Consider the following 18,129-nt stretch of genomic DNA (forward strand, 5'->3'; position numbering starts at 1 on the left):
GGCTTCGGCGTCTCCCGGCTCTGCGATGGCGATCAGCTCAGCTTGCCGATCATCCCCTTGACGAACCAGTTCATGCCGCGAATGTCGTCGTCGGTCAAAACCGATCCCGCCGCAACCTTGACCTTGCCGTCCTGGTCCTTCAACTCGCCGGCATAAGGATGCACCTTGCCGCTGCCGATGTCGGCTTCGAGCTGCTTGAGCTTGGCCTTGGTGTCGGCTGGCATGCCGTCATTGTAGGGCGCCATCTTCACGACGCCGGCGGCCAGTCCGTCCCAACGCACTTCCGGCTTCCAGCTGCCGGCGGCGACAGCCTTGGCGGCACCAACATAGTCGCTGGTCCAGTCCAGCACGAAGGAGGTCAGCTGCTTGCCCGAGCCGAACTTGGCCATGTCGCTGGCATAGCCGATCGACCAGGCGCCGCCTTCGCCGGCAACCTGGACGCCTGTCGCGGTATCGGTCATCGAACAGATAACGTCGCAGCCTTGCGAAAGCAGCGTCTTGGCCGCCTCCTTCTCCTTGCCCGGATCGAACCAGGAATTGAGGAAAATGGCGTTGCAGGTGGCGTTCGGGTTGACGCTTTGCGCGCCGAGCAGGAGTGCATTGGCGGGGCCGACAATGTCGGGGATCGGAAAGCCGCCGATGAAGCCGATCTTGCCCGATTTCGACATATAGCCGCCCGCCGCTCCGGCGACGAAGGTGCCTTCGTAGTACTTGGCCTCGAAGGTTCCGAGATTGGCGAGATGGACGATGCCCGAGCAATGTTCGAAGGCGATCTTGGGGAAGCGCGGCGCCACCTTCTGCATCGGCGTGCCGTGCGAGAAGCTGGTGCCGAAGATCAGTTGGTTGCCGGCGCTGGCGAGCTCGCGGAAGATGCGCTCCGCGTCCTGTGGCATGAAGATGTTGTCGATGACGGTCAGGGCGACCTTGTCGCCGAATTGCGACTTGATCGCGTCGACGCCAAGACTGTGCTGCTTGGTCCAGCCGATCTCCGCAACCGGCGAGACATAGACGACGCCGATCTTGAGCACCTCCTGGGCCCGCGCGATGGTGCTCAGTCCTCCAGCGCCGATCGCGGCGCCGATCGCGCCGCTGTATTTGAGGAATCCGCGTCTTGTCAGGTCGTTCATGTTGGTAACCCTCTGTTGGTTTTTTTGGTTGATGCCCGGCTTGTCGATGCCCGGTCTGTTTTGGGGAGATGGACGTGCACGTGCCCCGCGCTGTCGCCATTTCCGGATGTCCTTGCTGGCTTCCTTGAGGGAACCAAGGTCGCCCCATCGGCCTTGCCGTCAAGGTAAGGCGCCAGCGCCTCGGCCGGCGTCATCTCCGCAAACACCTCACGGTCCATGATGTAGCCGCGCACCACGGTGCGGTGATGCGTGTCGATCAGGTCCATGGCCTGTTTCAGGCGGCCCTTTTCCAGGAGGTCGACGACCCGCGAATGGTCGTCGAGCAGATTGCAATAGTCGAAATCCGCGGTGATGAGCGAGCGCAGCAGCGTCGTGCGGCGCACGAGCTGTGCATGGATTTCCTGCATCACCTTGTTGCGGTTGAGACGTACGAAAACGATATGGAATTCCTGCCCGAGCACATCCGCCAACGCATCGTTGCCGGCGGCAACCGCCTGGCGCTGACGTTCGACATGCTGGCGCAATTCCGCCCATCCGGCCGGGCCAAGGCGGTCGCTGAGCTGGGCGGCCACGCCCTGCTCGACAAGCGTCAGGGCGTCGTAGATTTCCATCGCCTCCTGCATGCTCGGCTTGGCGACGAAGGCGCCGCGATTGCGCTCGATCTGGGCCAGTCCGTCGTCGGCAAGCCGTATCAAGGCCTGGCGTACCACGATGCGGCTGACGTCGAATATTTCCGCGAGCTCGCGCTCGCCGAGCTTGCATCCCGGAACCAGACGGTGATCGATGATGGCGCGTGTCAGTGTGTCCGCGATCGTCTGGGAACGGCTGGTCAAGGCGCGGCTCTCCGCCATTTCGAGGACATGATCAGCAGGCTTTCCGTGTGACGACGTGCCTCTTTGGGATACGTCATATCCCGGGTTCAGAATTTTCATGTATCGGAAGTCAATCACAGAAATCTGTCAACACAAAAAACAAATTTGGCCGACAAAAAATTATTGATTGATATCCAATCTTGTGATTTCGTCATGTCGAAACGCCGGGCTAGGTTCATGGTGAAGGGCTAGCCGAGTTGGGAGGGAGGCCGATGGCAACCCGCTGCGTCGATCGAGAGCTTCTGAACGACTGGCATATCGTCGCCGACCAGGAATCGCTCAGCCAGGATACGCCATTTCGGACACGTCTGCTGGGGGTCGACCTCGTGGTGTGCAGGCATCGCGACAGGACTGATGTCGTGCGCACCGATACGGGCGCCGCGCTGAGGAGCGCTGAACGCTACAGCTTCATCTGGGCATGTCTGGACAAGCCCTGGCGCGACATCATCTACATTCCCGAGGCCGACGAGGCCGACCGCCATCTCGTCAGTGGCGGGTCGATCGCGGTCAAGGTGTCCGGCCTTCGGGCCGTCGAGAATTTTCTCGACATGGGCCATTTCCCCTTCATTCACACCGGCTGGCTTGGCGAAGAGCCGCATACGGAGGTGGCCCCCTACAAGGTGGAAATCACCGCCCAGGACGAGGTACTGGCGACCGAATGCAAATTCTATCAGCCAATCGCCTCGCCGACCGCCAAGGAAGGATTTGTCGTCGACTACATCTACAAGGTGATCCGGCCCTATACGGTGGCGCTTTACAAGAGCAATCCGATCCAGAAGGACCGGCTCGATGTGATCACTCTGTTCGTGCAGCCGGTCGACGAGGAGAACTGCATCGCCCATCCCTATCTTTGCTATCTCAAGGAAGGCATGGCGGCGGCAACGGTGCGCAGCTTCATGCAGCTCATCTTCGCCCAGGACAAGCCGATCCTGGAAAACCAGGTACCCAAGCGCCTGCCGCTTGATCCGCGCGCCGAAACGCCGATCCGAGCAGATGCCGTCTCGGTTTCATATCGGCGCTGGCTGCGCGATCGGGCCGTCACCTATGGCGCCATACCGGCACAAGCCTGATGACGTCCAACGCCATTCAAAGGTAACACGATGACAAAATGCTCCGATCCTGTGATTCTCAATCTCTGGCATCCTGTCGGTGCGGTCGCCGAGGCCGCTCCTGGAGTTATCCAAGAAACAGTTTTGCTTGAGGAACGCCTCAGTTTCGCAGTCGAGGCGAATGGAGAGCCCGTTGTCTGGCGCTCGCGGCCGGATCTGCGTTGGGCCGATCAGGTTCCGAGCGTCGACAGGCTTCCGGCAAGGAGCGCCTATGGCTACGTCTGGACCTCGCTTGGGTCGCCGCCAGCCGATCTGTTCCCGATCCCCGAATATGGCGAGCCGGATCGCCGCAAGCTCAACGCGGCAACCTTTGGCGTCAATGTCTCGGCGCCCCGCGCCATCGAAAACTTCCTCGACATGGGCCACTTTCCCTATGTGCACACCGACATTCTCGGCGTCGAACCGCATACCGAAGTGAAGGAATACGATGTCGAAATTTCGGTGGATCGCGACGAGATCCTGGCTACCCGTTGCCGCTTCTTCCAGCCGATGGCTTCGACTGCTTCCGATGGTGGCGCCGACGTGGATTATGTCTATCGCGTGCCGCACCCCTATTGCTCGGTGCTCTACAAATCGAGCCCGGTCGACGAGGCCCGGCGCGACGTGATCGCCATCTTCCTGCAGCCGATCGATCAGGAGCATGTACGTGCGCACATGCTGCTTTGCGTGCTCGACGAGGACAATGAAGACAAGGTGATCAAGCGCTTCCAGCAGACGATCTTCGGCCAGGACAAGCCGATCCTCGAGAACCAGGTGCCGAAACGCCTGCCGCTCGATCCGCGCGCCGAAACCCCGATCCGTGCCGACAAGTCCGCCATCGCATACCGGCGCTGGCTCAGCCAGAAGGGCGTGACCTACGGGGTCATTCCGGCCGCGGCCTGACAAGAAATTCTTTGGAGACGACGAATGCTGGAAGTAGCCAAGAGCCAGTGGCATCCGATCGCTGCCGCCCATGACCTGCCCTACCGCCATGTTTTCCATGGCCAATTGCTCGGCCGGGAATTTGCGGTCTGGCGTGCCGATGACGGCTACGTCAACATCTGGGAGAACCGCTGCCTGCATCGCGGCGTCAGGTTGTCGATCGGCATCAATGACGGTCGCGAGCTGAAATGCCAGTACCATGGCTGGCGCTATTCGAACCGCACAGCCGGCTGCACCTATATCCCCGCACATCCGGCCGACGCGCCGGCCCGCACCATCACCAACCGCACCTTTCCGGCAGTCGAGCGCTATGGCCTGGTCTGGTCGTCCGAAGAGCCGCGCGGCGAAGTGCCTGCCATCGCCAGCCTCCCCGAGGGCAAGCTTCTTGCATTGCGTGGAATTCCGGTCAACGCGCCGTCCGACCGGGTCGTTGAACGGCTGAAGGGCTACCGCTTTCAGCCGAATGGGGCGATCGATGGCGATGGTGGCGAAACCCTGGTCGAGGCCGCTCAGGATTTTGCCGTGGCGCTGCATTCGCGCGATGGCAACGCGCAGACGCATGGTGTCTTCTTTGTTCAGCCGGTCGATTCCAACCGCTCGGTCATCCGCGGCGTGCTCGATCAGGATGCCGAGGGGGCTGCGCGCATCGCCATCCTGCGCCACCACAATGAACGGCTGTCGAAACTGCGCGACGAGGCGGAGCGCGAGGCGGCGAACGCGTTGACGCCCGCGCCGCTCGAACCGGTCTATGAAAGGGTGTCGGCCGAGCTTGCCGAAATGCCGGAACTGACCACGCATGGCCGCAGGGCGGCGCTGCGCGTCACGGTGGCGAGGAAATGGCAGGCCGCTGATGGGATCGCGGGTTTCGAGCTTCGCCCGATCAAGGGCCTTCTGCCCACTTTCCAGCCCGGCGCGCATCTCGACGTACACATGCCAAACGGCGAGGTCCGCCAATATTCGATTACCAACGGGCCGGGCGAGACCGACAGTTTCGTCATCGGCGTCAAGCTGGAGCGGGATTCGAAGGGCGGTTCGAAATGCATGCACGAGACTGTGCGCGAGGGCGATGTGCTGGCGATTTCGGAGCCGCGCAACAACTTCCCGCTGCGCCGCGACTCCATCAGGACGATCTTCGTCGCCGGCGGCATCGGCATCACGCCGCTGCTCGCCATGGCGCAGGCGCTAAAGAACCAGGACCTGACGCATGAGCTGCATTATTTCGCGCAAGGCGAAGAGCATCTCGCTTTTGCCGACCGGCTGAAGCAACTCGGCGATGCGCTCAAGCCGCATCTCGGGCTGTCGCCGGATGCGACCGGCGCCGAACTTCGACAGATTCTCGGCGGTTACCGGAACGGCATGCATCTCTACATCTGCGGCCCCGGACCGATGCTGGAAGCCGCGCGCAAGATCGCGGCCGAGCAAGGCTGGCCGGATACGGCAGTGCATTTCGAGTACTTCAAGAACACCAACAAGATCGACGACAGCTCGAGCTTCGAGATCGCTTTGGCGCGGTCCTGCGTCACGCTGCAAGTACCGGCCGGCAAGACGATCATGCAGGTCATGCGCGAGAACGGCATCGAGGTGCCGTCATCTTGCGAGCAGGGCGCCTGCGGCACCTGCGTGGCGACGGTGATCGAAGGTGAGCCCGACCATCAGGACGTCTATCTCAACGACGCCGAGAGGAAGGCAGGGACCAAGATCATGACCTGTGTGTCGCGAGCGAAGTCCGCGCGCCTCGTGCTGGACATCTAGGGGGTGCCGATGATCACGCTTTACGACTACGAACTTTCTGGCAATTGCTACAAATTGCGCCTGCTGATGAGTTTCCTCGGCATTGAGTACAGAACCGTGCCGGTGGACTTCTATCCGGGCCGCGAGCACAAGTCGGAATGGTTCCTGAAGCTCAATCCGCTCGGGCAACTGCCGGTCATCGAGGATGGTGGACTGATCCTGCGCGACGCCCAGGCAATCCTGGTCTATCTCGCATCGAAATACGATCGGTCCGGCACCTGGTACCCGCGAGACAATCCGGACTTGCTTGGCGAAGTCAGCCAGTGGCTGGCTTTTGCCGACGGTATCACCGCAACGGCGTCTGCCGCCCGCCTGCATGATGCGCTGTTCTACGATTTCGACATCGATGCCGCGCGCGCCGGAGCGCATCGGCTATTCCGCATCCTCGACGAGCATCTATGGTTCGGCGAGCAGCAAGGCCGCAACTGGATCTGCCCGGCCGGTCATCCGACCATCGCCGATATCGCCTGCTTCCCCTACATCATCCTGTCGGAGGAGGGGGGCATCCCACGCCAGGATTATCCGGCGATCCGCCGCTGGTGCGATCGCGTCAAGCGCATCAAGGGATTTACCGTTATGTCGGGCGTGTTCCCGGCAGGACCGGCCAGGGCCGCAGCATAATCATTTTCAGAAGAGTCCGGGCACGGCCTGGCAAATGAAGTTTGGGAGATGGAAGAATGAAAACGCGCGCCGCTGTCGCCGTCGCCGCCGGAAAGCCGCTGGAGATCATGGAGGTCGACCTCGACGGTCCTCAGCCCGGCGAGGTGCTGGTCGAGATCAAGGCGACCGGCATCTGCCACACCGACGAGTTCACCCTGTCGGGCGCCGATCCCGAAGGCATCTTCCCGGCCATTCTCGGCCATGAGGGCGCCGGTGTCGTGGTCGATGTCGGCAAGGGCGTCACCTCGGTCAGGAAGGGCGACCACGTCATCCCGCTCTATACGCCTGAATGCCGGCAGTGCCCGTCCTGCCTGTCCAGGAAAACCAACCTCTGCACCGCCATCCGGGCCACCCAGGGACAAGGCCTGATGCCGGACGGCTCGTCGCGCTTTTCCATCGGCAAGGACAAGATCTTCCACTATATGGGCTGCTCGACCTTTTCCAATTTCACGGTGCTGCCGGAGATCGCGGTGGCCAAGGTCAACCCCGACGCCCCCTTCGACAAGATCTGCTATATCGGCTGCGGGGTGACCACCGGTATCGGCGCCGTCATCAACACGGCCAAGGTCGAGCAAGGCGCCACCGCCGTCGTCTTCGGCCTCGGCGGCATTGGCCTCAACGTCATCCAGGGCCTGAAACTTGCCGGCGCCGACATGATCATCGGCGTCGACCTGAACAACGACAAGAAGGAATGGGGCGAGCGCTTCGGCATGACGCATTTCGTCAATCCAAAGGAGATCGACGGCGACATCGTGCCTTACCTCGTCAACATGACCAAGCGCGGTGCCGACCAGATCGGCGGCGCCGACTACACCTTCGACTGCACCGGCAACACCAAGGTGATGCGCCAGGCGCTGGAGGCCTCGCACCGCGGCTGGGGCAAGTCGGTCGTCATCGGCGTCGCCGGTGCCGGCCAGGAGATCTCGACGCGGCCGTTCCAACTGGTCACCGGCCGCAGCTGGATGGGCACCGCCTTCGGCGGCGCGCGCGGCCGCACCGACGTACCCAAAATCGTCGACTGGTACATGGACGGCAAGATCCAGATCGACCCGATGATCACCCACACGCTGAAGCTCGAGGACATCAACAAGGGGTTCGACCTCATGCATGAGGGCAAGTCGATCCGAAGCGTCGTCGTTTACTGAAGACAGCCACACGCCGCCAGCCAGGACCGGCTCGAATCCTACGATTGCCTCCGGGCTCGATGGACGGCCAGGAAATCCGGCGCCTTGCGGGCATAGTCACGGAAACGCCAAGGCTTTTCGCGGCCTCCAGCCTCCCGGCCAGGTCAGCGTGTTCCCAAAGCCCGGCGTCAACCGGCGGCGTTATCGAGGTGCACCCCGACTACGTCGCCGGCGCTGTTTGCGCTCTCCAGGCTAGTGCCCTTGAGGCTTCGGCTTGGGAGATCGGAGCAAAAGCGCCAGGGGAACAAGCAAGGCCGTCGCCACAGCGCAATAACGGAAGACGTCGACATAGGCGAGCAGTGACGCCTGGCGGGCGATGAGCTGGCCGATCCAGCCGATGGCTTGCTGCTTGGCTTCGACCAAGGGCGCGCCTTGGGCGACGAAATGATCGGTCACCTGGCGAAGAACCTGTTGATAGGTCGCGGACGATTGTGCCGTGTGGGCGACCAGATTGGATTGATGCAATTGCGCGTTTTGAGCGATTACGGTGTTGGACAACGACACGCCGACGCTGCCGCCGATGTTGCGGGCGACGTTGATCAGGGCCGAGGCCTGGTTGGTCTGCTGCGGCCCTAGGCCGACATAGGACGCGGTCGAGATCGGAATGAAGAGGAAGGGCAATCCGATCATCAGGAAGACGCGGGCGAAGGCGAAGAAACGGAAGCTGGCGTCCGGCGTCAGCGACGTCATGTGCCATAGCGCGACCGCCACCACCGACATGCCGAACATGATCAGGTATTTGGGCTGGACGATACCAGCGGCAAACCCCGAAACCGGCATCAGCACCAGCATGGCGATGCCGCCCGGCATCATCGACAAGCCCGACAGCGTTGCCGTGTAGTCGAAGGCGGTCTGCTGCAGCTGCGGCATCAACTGCGTGGTGGAGAACAGGACGGCGCCGACCGCCATCATCACCAGGAACGATGTGCCAAACTGGCGGCTGAAGAGCAGCCGTATGTCGACGATCGGGTCGTCGCGGCTCAGTTCCCATGGGATGAGCAGCAGGAACGAGATCGCCGAGATCACGGCGAAAATGGTGATGAAGGTCGATGCGAACCAGTCGTTGCGCTGCCCCTCGTCAAGGAAGATTTCCAGGCAGCCAAGCGCCAGGGCGACCAGCAGGAAGCCGACCCAGTCGATCTTCAGGCCGCCGCGCAGCCTCTCCTGGCGTTCGTCCTCGAGTACCTTAGGCTCAACCAGCAACCACTGGACCAGCGCCACCGACAGGATGCCGAAGGGCACGTTGATGAAGAAAATCCAGTGCCACGAGAAATGGTCGGTCAACCAACCGCCAAGGGTCGGTCCGACCGTCGGCGCGACGATGACGGCGATACCGTAGAGGGCGAATGCCTGCGAGCGCTTTTCCGGTGGAAAGGTGTCGGCCAGGATGGATTGTTCGCTTGGCGCCATGCCCCCGCCGCCGAGGCCTTGCAGGATCCTGAACAGGATCAGCATTTGGAGATTCGGGGCCAGTCCGCACAGCAGCGATGCGAGCGTGAAGGTCGCGACGCAAAACATGTAGTAGCGCTTGCGGCCGACAACGCTGGCCAGCCAGCCGCTGACCGGAATGATGACGGAATTGGCGACAAGGTAGGTCGTGATGATCCAGGTGCTTTCATCCACGCCGGCCGCCAGGCTGCCGGCGATGTTGCGCAGCGCCACATTGGCGATGGAGGTGTCGAGCACCAGCATGAAGGTGGCGATGGAGACCACGATGGCGATGAGCCAGGGATTGCGGCCGCCGGCGGCGGAGCGGCTCTCGTCTTGCCTGCGCGTCGCTTCGCCGGTCATCGCACCTTGACCGTCGGCACCACCGAAAGGCCGGGGCCCAGGAGCACGTCAGGCGCATTGTCGAAGACGATCTTGACCGGCACACGCTGCACGACCTTGACGAAGTTGCCGGTGGCGTTTTCCGCTGGCAACAGGCTGAAGGCGGTGCCGCTGCCGGCCTGGATGCTGTCGACATGGCCATGGAACGTCTTGTCGGGATAGGCGTCGATGTCGATGTCGACCGGCTGTCCGGCCCGCATAAGGTCGAGTTGGGTCTCCTTGAAGTTCGCCTTCACCCAGACCTCGTTGGGAACGAACATCATCAGCACCTGGCCCGGCTGGGTATAGGTGCCGATGGCAGCCGAAATGTTTGTTGCCCGTCCGGCGACAGGCGCGGTTATGGTGGTGCGTGCCAACGCCGTACGGGCCTGGTTCTGGGTGGCTTCTGCCTGCCGGAGCTTGGCTTCGCTGGTTTTGGTCTGCGCCTGCAGCACGGAAACCTGGCTCTTCGCTGCGGCCACGTCGGCCACCGTGCTGTCGAGCGTTGCCTGGTCCTGCCGCAGCGTCGATGCCGCCTGCTGTGCCTGCTGTTGCGTCGCTGTCCCCTTGGCCAGCAATTCGCGATTGCGCTGGTCCTCCGCCTTGGCGAAGTCGACGGCCGCCTGCGCCTGGGCAACCTGCTTCTGCGTCGCGTCGATCTTGGCGTTTTGCGCCTCGATCTGGGCCGCGACATTGGCGATGTCGGCTTGCGCGGCGGCCACGCCGGCGTCGGCCTGGTCGAGCGATGCGCGGTAGTCGCTGTCGTCGATGCGCAACAGGACATCACCCTTGCGCACCGGCTGATTGTCGGTGACGGCCACATCGGTGATGCGCCCGGCGATTTCGGCGCTTACGGTGACCGTACGGGCATCGATGAAAGCATCATCCGTGGATTCGTACTGACGGGCATTGAGCCACCAGACAATGCCCGCCGCTCCGATCAGCAGCAGCACGAGGAAAATGGCGGCCGTCGCGTAGGGATGGCGCCTGGGAAAGCCGCGCAGACTGGTGTCCTGCGGCGGAGCATCCGGCTTTGCCGTGCCGCCATCGCGAGGTCCTTTCTCGCGTACTTGGTCCGGCGCGGCCCGCGTCTCATCAACGCGCTCAGCTTTTCGTTCAGCTCTTTCGATTTTTGTGTCCAAGGGAACAGCCTTCCGGCTACCGATGCCTTCGTCGACGCCAGAGGCGGACGCAAATCAACGATGCGTCCCGGCAAAAGGTTCCTGTTCAAAGGGCGTCCTGCGCTCAGCGCCTAACCGATCGCAAAGCGCAGAACGATTGCCAGCACCACGATGCCGACCAGCCCGGCGATGAAGATGATCCGACGTGTGCGCGTCCTCAGGATGATTTCGCCTTGCCGGGCGTCTTGCGCGGAAAAGATCGGTCCTTCGTTCTCTCGGCGGGTTTCTTGGTCGTTCATACTCGCCTCCTGCTCGGCACAGAACCGCCGCAGAGGGAAGGAGGTTCCCGCCGGAGTAGGCCTGTCAGAGAGGAATTCAATCACAGAGACGTGAGGCGGGGAACCTTGTGACATCTCGCTGGTTCGGGCCGCTCAAGCCAGCCGCCCAGCCGGGAGCCAGCCATGCCCAAGGTCATATCAACCGGCACTTCCACCGTTTCGAAAGTCAGCCGGCGCAGCTTCATGAGCGGGTCCGTTCTTGCAGCGGCGACAATGCCGATCGTTGCCCAGTCGGCGAAAGCCGAGGAGTCGCCATCCGACGGTCAGGACAACGCGCGCGCGCTTGCGGCGGTTTCGCTGCGCGTCAACAGGCAGTCCTATAACTTTGCCCTCGACAATCGCACCAGTCTGCTGGATGCGCTGCGCGACCATGCCGGACTTGCCGGTACCAAGAAAGGCTGTGACCACGGTCAATGCGGTGCCTGCACCGTTCTCGTCGACGGCAGGCGGGTGCTCTCGTGCCTAAGCTTCGCGGTCATGAACGAAGGCCGCGACATTACCACCATCGAGGGGCTTGCCGCCGCCGACGGCAGTCTGCATCCGATGCAACAGGCCTTCATCGACAATGATGCTTTCCAATGCGGCTATTGCACGCCGGGCCAGATCATGTCCGCCATCGGCTGCGTCAACGAAGGCCATGCGGGATCGGAAGATGATATCCGCGAATATATGAGCGGCAATCTTTGCCGGTGCGCCGCCTATCCGAACATCGTCGCGGCTATTGTCCAGGCGCGGGACGAAACGAGGAGGTCCTGACATGCGGCCCTTCGTCTACGAAAGACCTGCCGACGTCTCCGCCGCGGTTGCGATCGCCTCGCGTTTTGCTGACCAGCAGGATCAGCCGACGAAAGCCGACGTTCAGTTCATCGCCGGCGCCACCAACCTTGCGGACTACATGAAACTCGGCGTTGCCACGCCCAAGCGGCTGCTCGATCTGAACGCCCTGAGAGAACCGACCTTGCGACAGATCAAGATCGGTGACGGCATCATCCGTTTCGGGGCATTGGTTCGAATGGGTGAGGCAGCCGACAACGACGATGTCAGACGAATCTGCCCTCTGCTCTCCGAAAGCCTGAAACTCGCCGCCAGCGGTCAGATCCGCAATATGGCCAGCCTTGCGGGCAACGTCTTGCAACGAACGCGATGCGAGTATTTCCGCGAGACCTCTTGGCCCTGCAACAAACGCGATCCAGGTTCCGGCTGTGCGGCAATGGAAGGGTTCAACCGCCAGCATGCCGTGCTCGGCACAAGCGATGACTGTATCGCCACCTATCACGGCGATTTCGCCCAGGCGTTGATTGCGCTCGATGCCACCGTCGAGATCGCGGGAAAGCGCGGCGCGCGCAGAATGGAGTTCGCCAAGCTTCATCGTCTTCCCCGCGATACCCCCGACATTGAAACAAATCTTGCGCCAGACGACGTCATCGTCGCCATCGAGGTGCCTTTCGCGGCATGGTCACGCCGCTCGCACTATCTGAAGATACGCGACCGCGAGTCCTATGCATTCGCCTTGGCTTCGGCGGCCGTCGCCCTCGATCTGGACGGCAATAAGATCAGGCATGCGCGAATAGCCTTGGGCGGCGTGGCGACGGTGCCTTGGCGGGCAAAAGCCGCGGAAGAGGCGCTGCAGGGCAAAACGCTCGATCAGGAGGTGGCCGAGACGGCCGCCGACGCCGCTTTCGCGGAAGCGCAGCCGAGGCGATACAACGCCTTCAAGATACCACTTGGCAAACGCACTTTGGTGCGGGCGCTGCTCGAAACACGCGATATGAAGGTCTGACTATGAACCAAGCCGCTCCCGCGCCGAAGGAGAATATGGGCCAGCCGGCTCCCCGTATCGACGCCCGTCTGAAGGTGACCGGCCAGGCCGGCTATTCCGCCGACCTTGCCGCCGGGAATGTCGCCTATGCCGCGCTTGCAACCAGCACGATTGCCAAAGGCGCGATCCAGGCTCTTCACCTTGACAGGGCTCGAGCCGTCCCCGGCGTGCTCGACATCGTCAGCATCGGCGACATGGATCGGTTCGAAAAGCCGAAATTCGGCAATACCGGCGCTAGTTCGATCGGTCCGTTGCACGACAAGACCGTTTTCCATGACGGCCAGATCATTGCCCTGACGGTCGCCGAGAGCTTCGAGGCAGCCGAAGAGGCCGCGATGCTGATTGAGGCCGACTACGCGCGGGAAAGTCCGAGCGCAAGCTTCGATTCCCAGGGAACCATGATCGAACCGGCCGCCGGCAAGAGCCCGATGTACAAGGAGGACGCCAAGGTCGGTGACTTCGATTCCGCCTATGCCTCGGCCGAAGTGAAGATCGATCAGAAATATTCGACACCCACCCAACATCACAATCCAATCGAGCTCTTTTCAACTACGGCATGGTGGCAGGGTGACCAGCTCACCGTGCATGAACCCAGCCAGAACGTCACCGGCTGGAAGATCGAGCTGGCGAGGCAGCTGAAGATCGATCCGGCCAATGTGCGTGTCATCAGCCCCTATGTTGGCGGTGCATTCGGTTCCAAGGGACCGATGACGGCTCGTACGGCGATCGTGGCGGTCGCCGCTCGTCGTGCGGGTCGGCCGGTGCGCTGCGTGGTCAGCCGCATGCAGGCTTTCGGCACGCAGACCTATCGGGCAGAAACCCGTCACCGCATTCGTATCGGAGCAGGCAAGGACGGTCACATCACCGCATTCGCGCATGAGGGCTGGGAGGTCACGTCCCGGCCTGATCCCTACGTTGTCGGCGGCGCCTCCGCCACTGCCCGCATGTACAACTATGGCTCGGTGCTGACGCATGTCTCGCTGGTCCATGCCGACCGGAACACGCCGGGTTATATGCGATCGCCGCCCGAGACGCCCTATGTCTATGCGCTGGAAAATGCCATGGACGAAATGGCGGTGGCGCTTGGCATGGATCCGATCGAATTCCGACGCATCAATGAGCCGCAGAAAGAGCCGATCGGCGGAAAACCCTTTTCCAGCCGGTCGCTGCTCAAATGCTACGAACAGGCCGCCGGGGCGTTCGGCTGGTCGAGGCGCGAGGCAAGAGTAGGTTCGATGCGCGACGGGGACTGGCTGGTCGGCATGGGATGCGCGACCGCCATTTACCCGACTGCTGTCGCTCCATGTGCCGCCCGCATTCGCCTGACCGCGGATGGCCAGGTCCGGGTGCAGTGCGGCTCGCACGAAATCGGCACCGGCGTGCGCACCGTGGCCGGGCAGATGGCCGCCGAACGTCTCGGCGTCGATTTGGACAAGGTCAGCGTCGAAATGGGTGACAGTGCCCTGCCGCCGGCACCGGTGTCGGGAGGCTCGATCTCCACCGCCAGTGTCTGCTCGGCGGTTCTCAAGGCGTGCGATGCCGTGCGTCAAAAACTGTTTGCGGCCGCCGTGGGCGAGGGTGGTGCGCTGGCCGGTTCCGGCAATGCGAAGCTCGACATGGCAGGAGAAAAGATCGTTGCCGACGACGGCAAGTCGGCAGCTTTGTCGGACGTCTTCAAGACGATGCAGATCGGTGCGATCGAGGAATATGCCGAATTCGCGCCGCGGGGTTCCTCGCCGGAGGCGCTGAAGAAACTCTATGCCGGGGAGTCGGAGTTCCACGGCGGCGACCAGGACAAGGATTCGGTGAAATATGCTTTCGGCGCGGAGTTCGTCGAGGTTCGGATCAACAGCTATACGCGGGAAGTTCGGGTACCACGAATGGTCGGTGCCTTTGCCGCTGGGCGCATCATGAACACGCGAACCGCCCGGAGCCAATTGATGGGCGGCATGATCTGGGGCATCGGTCAGGCCCTTCATGAAGCGACGGAGATCGACCAGCGCCACGCGCGCTACGTCAACCGCGACCTGCAAGACTATCTGGTCCCCGTCAACGCCGACATCAAGGAGGTGGAGGTGATCCTGGTTCCGGAAATCGATCACGAGGTCAATCCAGCCGGCGTCAAGGGACTGGGTGAGCTCGGCAATGTTGGAACCGCGGCCGCCGTGGCAAGCGCGGTCTATCATGCAACGGGAAAACGCATTCGCGACCTGCCGATCAGGATCGAGGATCTTGTCGCTTGACCACGATGCCGGATTGGCATGCCTTGCCGGCTCGTATCCGTGGCAGCACGTGGATGAGCGGTTGAACCTACTCTTCCGGCGCTGTGGCTGGAGCGGTGTAACGCCGGCGCACCGCGTCGAGCACGACCTTGCGGCTCTCTTGCGGCGATAGCGTCTTATCCTTTTCAGCGGCGGCCGTTTCGCGCGCCAGGTCCTTGTCCCTGATCTGGTGGCGAAACCATTCGGAATAGTCGCCGGCGCGTAAATGATAGTCCCAGGTCTTGTCGTCGATGCCCTCCGCCATCTGGGCGAAAATCATCAGATTGTGCGCCCGCAGGTTCATCGCATTGTCGGGACCTTTGAAATAGAAGCTGCCAGCCTCGTCGAGTTGGCCTTCGGCATATTTGCGGCTGTGTCGCCTGAGCGACTGGCGCGGTTCGATCACCTTCACGGTCATTGGTTTCTTGCCCATTTGCGGGCGCCAGAACAGCACGCGGTCGCCCTTTGGCGAAGGCATTTGCCTTGGCGGTTCGGTTCTCGTTTCACGACAGAATGTCTGGATGACGCTCTTGGCTGTTGGGCCAACGCCGATCACCGCCGTCACCAGGCTCAGAACATCCGCCGAGACCGCCTCCGGATGCACGGTGATGAGGATCGTGCCCGGCAATTCCAGGGACAGCACGGCACGGGTATCGTCGCGCCGGCTGGGCAGAAGATGGTGCGCTTCGTCGATGACCAGCCAATGCGGCCTTGCCGTTCGATAACGGAAATTGCCCAGGCCCGGCAGCAGGTCGGCGAAGAAGTCGGGGCGTTCGTCGACACGCAGAGCCAGTCCGTTGACAATCACATTGGTGTCAGGCTTTTCGATCAGATCGAGCACTTGCTGCTTTGTCGGCACGCTCGAACCGTCGCCCAGCCCGACCGCACCTTGAAGGCCGTCATAGTCGCCTTCCGGATCGAAAATGCAGAACTGAAAACCGGCCTCGACGAACCGTTCGGTGAGCGCCGTGGCCAGCGTCGATTTGCCGATGCCGGAACTGCCCGCGATCAGCACCGTATCGGTCGGCGACAGATGGATGTCCTTGCCGCCTGCCGTTCCGAGCAGGATGCCGTCGCGGCCCTCTTTCACGATAGCGCGATCCTGCTTGATCAGTTTGCTGATAAGTTCCTCGACGCCCTTGCCGCGTGCGCCGCGCGTCACGAGATCGGCGGTGTCTTTCACCGCCGGCAGCGCGTTGTCGACGGCGACGCTGCAGCCGCAGGCTTTCAGGAAGGCGTGGTCGTTTTCGGCATCGCCAACCGCCACCACATTGAGCGGCGACAGGCGAAGGTCCTCCAGCACGGCGGCAAGCCCGGTCGCCTTGTTGATGCCGCTCGGCAGGATCATCACCGCGCCCTTGTTGAAGATGATCTCGAGTTCCAGTCCCAGTTTCTTGATGACCTCGAGCACCGTTGCCTGGTGAGGCTCCCAGGTGGCTACGATCGAGCGCCCGACCGAAAGCGGCTTGACGCCGCCCTTCTTCAGCGCGGCGACAAAGTCGGGCGAGGGCGCCGGTGAAATGGTGCGCTCTTCTTCGCTGGCCGGCGTATAGACCAACGCCCCATTTTCGGCGACGACCTTGTCGAACAGCGCCATCTCGGGAAAGACCTGCTTGAGGTCGGGCAATTCGCGGCCGGTGACCAGGATAAGCTTTCGACCGGTCTTTTTCAGCCGCTCGAGCGCGGAGATGGTCTTTTTTGAGACAGTCCCGTTATATGCAAGAGTGCCGTCGTAATCCGTCGCCAAGGCTATGAAATACATCTCACCGACCTTTCACGGCCGCACGCCGACAGGCTGCTGGTCGACGGATCAAAGAGTACCGATTGTTGCGCTGGCGTTGCTTGGCGGCCTAGCCGGCGATTTGCGATTTCATCTGGCATGGCTGTCTCCCGGTCTGGAGAACGAACAACGCCTGTCGGACAAAAAAGTTTACGTCCTTTCACGCCATTCCTTTGTCGGTCGCCCCTGGCGGCGGTGCCTGGACGCGTGATTGCGCAAGGCATGGCCGCCACCAATCTACAGCGGGCGCGGCCGACAGGGCACGCCGACGGAGCATTCCAGTGCGTCGCGATCCCATTTGCCGAGGTCGGCCGCCACCTCGTAGGTGCTCTGCAGAAACAACATGAGCGTGGCTTCCGGATCCCGCGCCCGGCGCACGGCATCGTAGGGCAGGAGGAATTCACCGAACTCCTTGGAAAAGAACGCCTGTGGTGGCTGGACAGCAGCCGATGCATAGCCTTCCGGCGCCGGATAGGCATAGGAATAGAAGGTTAGGTAGTCGATCGGGCCGCCACCCGGCCAAAACCCGGCGCTGCACACCTCGTGCGAATATGCTTCGCGGGCCACCGTGTCCGGCAGGCCGGGCACGCTGCCGGGATGCAGCGGTGCCCGCCTGCCCGAAAAGCGCGTGACCGCGAGGTCGAAACCGCCCCAGAAGAAATGCACGGGACTGACTTTGCCCAGGAATCCCGTGCGAAATCGCGAAAAGACCGCGTGCGTCGAAAGCAGGATGCGCCAGAAGCGGTTGGCATAGTCGCGATCGTAAGCGGCATGAACACGGTCCTGATCGAACGGGATGCCGTCGGCGATCTCGGACGGTTGGGTGAAGATCGGCGTGGCGAGCCCGAGTTCGTCCAGCGCGAGCGTTACTTCGCCATAGAACTCCGCCACGGTTTTGGGTGCGAGCATGATTTGCCGGATGTGACCCTCGCTCGTCCTCAGCCACAGCAGATGGTCTATGAAATCGAAATCGATCTGAAATGCTCGCCCACCCATGGAGATCGGCGAGGTCGTCAAGCCGCGAGCGGTCACGTAAAGCGGCACATGCCAGGAATGGTTCAGCCAGGGCTCGCGCATCAAGCGGATCTTGCCGACGATCTGGGTCCATAAGTGGAGGGTCTCGTAAGTGTCCTTCCAGGCTGCGTAAGGCAGGTCCGGCCAGCGTTCCAGATCATCGGCAGACGACAAGGTCTTCTCCCTTCGTTGAGGCTCCGGACGGGCGCGTGCGTCTCCCGTCGGAAGATAATCCATCTGCCCGCCACGCCCGCTAACCGCAAGCTACGATGGAGGCACTATATGGGGACCGCCCGACGATTGGCCAGCCCGGCACAAGGCGA

General features: G+C 62.2%; 15 protein-coding genes. 8 read left to right on the forward strand and 7 right to left on the reverse strand.

The window, feature by feature from the left end:
- Window positions 1-32: 32 nt before the first annotated feature.
- Together FJ938_RS11615 and FJ938_RS11620 are read right to left on the reverse strand one after the other, a co-directional pair.
- Entirely contained in the window at window positions 33-1,127 is a 1,095-nt protein-coding gene (locus FJ938_RS11615) for a BMP family ABC transporter substrate-binding protein (protein WP_140610418.1), read from the reverse strand.
- Entirely contained in the window at window positions 1,124-1,960 is an 837-nt protein-coding gene (locus FJ938_RS11620) for a GntR family transcriptional regulator (RefSeq protein ID WP_140693761.1), read from the reverse strand. The genes FJ938_RS11615 and FJ938_RS11620 overlap by 4 nt, the downstream gene beginning before the upstream one ends.
- Window positions 1,961-2,211: 251 nt before the next feature.
- On the opposite strand from FJ938_RS11620, the gene FJ938_RS11625 reads away from it, so the two are divergent.
- The 5 genes from FJ938_RS11625 to FJ938_RS11645 are packed head-to-tail and all read left to right on the forward strand — an operon-like array spanning window position 2,212 to window position 7,625.
- Window positions 2,212-3,069 carry an aromatic ring-hydroxylating dioxygenase subunit alpha gene (locus tag FJ938_RS11625; protein ID WP_140693764.1) on the forward strand — a complete coding sequence of 286 codons (858 nt, stop codon included), beginning with the start codon at window positions 2,212-2,214 and terminating at the stop codon, window positions 3,067-3,069.
- A 30-nt stretch (window positions 3,070-3,099) separates the two neighbouring features.
- The gene (locus FJ938_RS11630) at window positions 3,100-3,990 is read left to right on the forward strand and encodes an aromatic ring-hydroxylating dioxygenase subunit alpha (RefSeq protein WP_140693766.1); all 891 of its coding nucleotides are present in this window, start codon (window positions 3,100-3,102) and stop codon (window positions 3,988-3,990) included.
- A 24-nt stretch (window positions 3,991-4,014) separates the two neighbouring features.
- Entirely contained in the window at window positions 4,015-5,781 is a 1,767-nt protein-coding gene (locus FJ938_RS11635; RefSeq protein WP_140693769.1) for a Rieske 2Fe-2S domain-containing protein, read from the forward strand.
- Window positions 5,782-5,790: 9 nt separating this feature from the next.
- Window positions 5,791-6,441, forward strand: coding sequence for a glutathione S-transferase (locus FJ938_RS11640; protein WP_140693771.1), 651 nt, complete (start codon window positions 5,791-5,793; stop codon window positions 6,439-6,441).
- Between the two features lie 56 nt (window positions 6,442-6,497).
- Complete coding sequence (locus tag FJ938_RS11645; RefSeq protein WP_140693774.1) at window positions 6,498-7,625, forward strand: S-(hydroxymethyl)glutathione dehydrogenase/class III alcohol dehydrogenase; 1,128 nt, start codon at window positions 6,498-6,500, stop codon at window positions 7,623-7,625.
- Window positions 7,626-7,856: 231 nt separating this feature from the next.
- On the opposite strand, the gene FJ938_RS11650 is transcribed toward FJ938_RS11645, so the two are convergent.
- The 3 genes from FJ938_RS11650 to FJ938_RS11660 form a co-directional block, all read right to left on the reverse strand.
- Complete coding sequence (locus FJ938_RS11650; protein WP_140693776.1) at window positions 7,857-9,455, reverse strand: DHA2 family efflux MFS transporter permease subunit; 1,599 nt, start codon at window positions 9,453-9,455, stop codon at window positions 7,857-7,859.
- Window positions 9,452-10,615, reverse strand: a complete 1,164-nt coding sequence (locus FJ938_RS11655; protein WP_246673277.1) for an HlyD family secretion protein — start codon at window positions 10,613-10,615, stop codon at window positions 9,452-9,454. Before FJ938_RS11655 ends, FJ938_RS11650 begins: the two co-directional genes overlap by 4 nt.
- A gap of 110 nt (window positions 10,616-10,725) precedes the next feature.
- Window positions 10,726-10,893 carry a peptide ABC transporter permease gene (locus tag FJ938_RS11660; RefSeq protein WP_140693779.1) on the reverse strand — a complete coding sequence of 56 codons (168 nt, stop codon included), beginning with the start codon at window positions 10,891-10,893 and terminating at the stop codon, window positions 10,726-10,728.
- 162 nt (window positions 10,894-11,055) lie between these two features.
- Between FJ938_RS11660 and FJ938_RS11665 the strand changes: the two genes are divergently transcribed.
- From FJ938_RS11665 to FJ938_RS11675, 3 genes are read left to right on the forward strand one after another with little or no spacing between them, the layout of a single operon-like run.
- Window positions 11,056-11,688 (forward strand): (2Fe-2S)-binding protein, encoded by a 633-nt coding sequence (locus FJ938_RS11665; RefSeq protein WP_246671555.1) that lies wholly within the window; start codon window positions 11,056-11,058, stop codon window positions 11,686-11,688.
- A 1-nt stretch (window position 11,689) separates the two neighbouring features.
- Window positions 11,690-12,712, forward strand: coding sequence for a xanthine dehydrogenase family protein subunit M (locus FJ938_RS11670; protein WP_140610970.1), 1,023 nt, complete (start codon window positions 11,690-11,692; stop codon window positions 12,710-12,712).
- A 2-nt stretch (window positions 12,713-12,714) separates the two neighbouring features.
- On the forward strand, window positions 12,715-14,994 hold the full coding sequence (locus FJ938_RS11675; protein WP_140693782.1) for a xanthine dehydrogenase family protein molybdopterin-binding subunit: 2,280 nt from the start codon (window positions 12,715-12,717) through the stop codon (window positions 14,992-14,994).
- Window positions 14,995-15,061: 67 nt separating this feature from the next.
- Here the strand turns inward: FJ938_RS11675 and FJ938_RS11680 are convergent, their stop codons facing one another.
- Window positions 15,062-16,774, reverse strand: a complete 1,713-nt coding sequence (locus FJ938_RS11680) for an HAD family hydrolase (protein WP_140610967.1) — start codon at window positions 16,772-16,774, stop codon at window positions 15,062-15,064.
- A gap of 255 nt (window positions 16,775-17,029) precedes the next feature.
- Entirely contained in the window at window positions 17,030-17,980 is a 951-nt protein-coding gene (locus tag FJ938_RS11685; RefSeq protein WP_246671554.1) for a DUF5996 family protein, read from the reverse strand.
- Between the last annotated feature and the right edge of the window lie 149 nt (window positions 17,981-18,129).

The sequence above is a fragment of the Mesorhizobium sp. B2-4-14 genome (assembly GCF_006442155.1).
GTDB lineage: Bacteria > Pseudomonadota > Alphaproteobacteria > Rhizobiales > Rhizobiaceae > Mesorhizobium.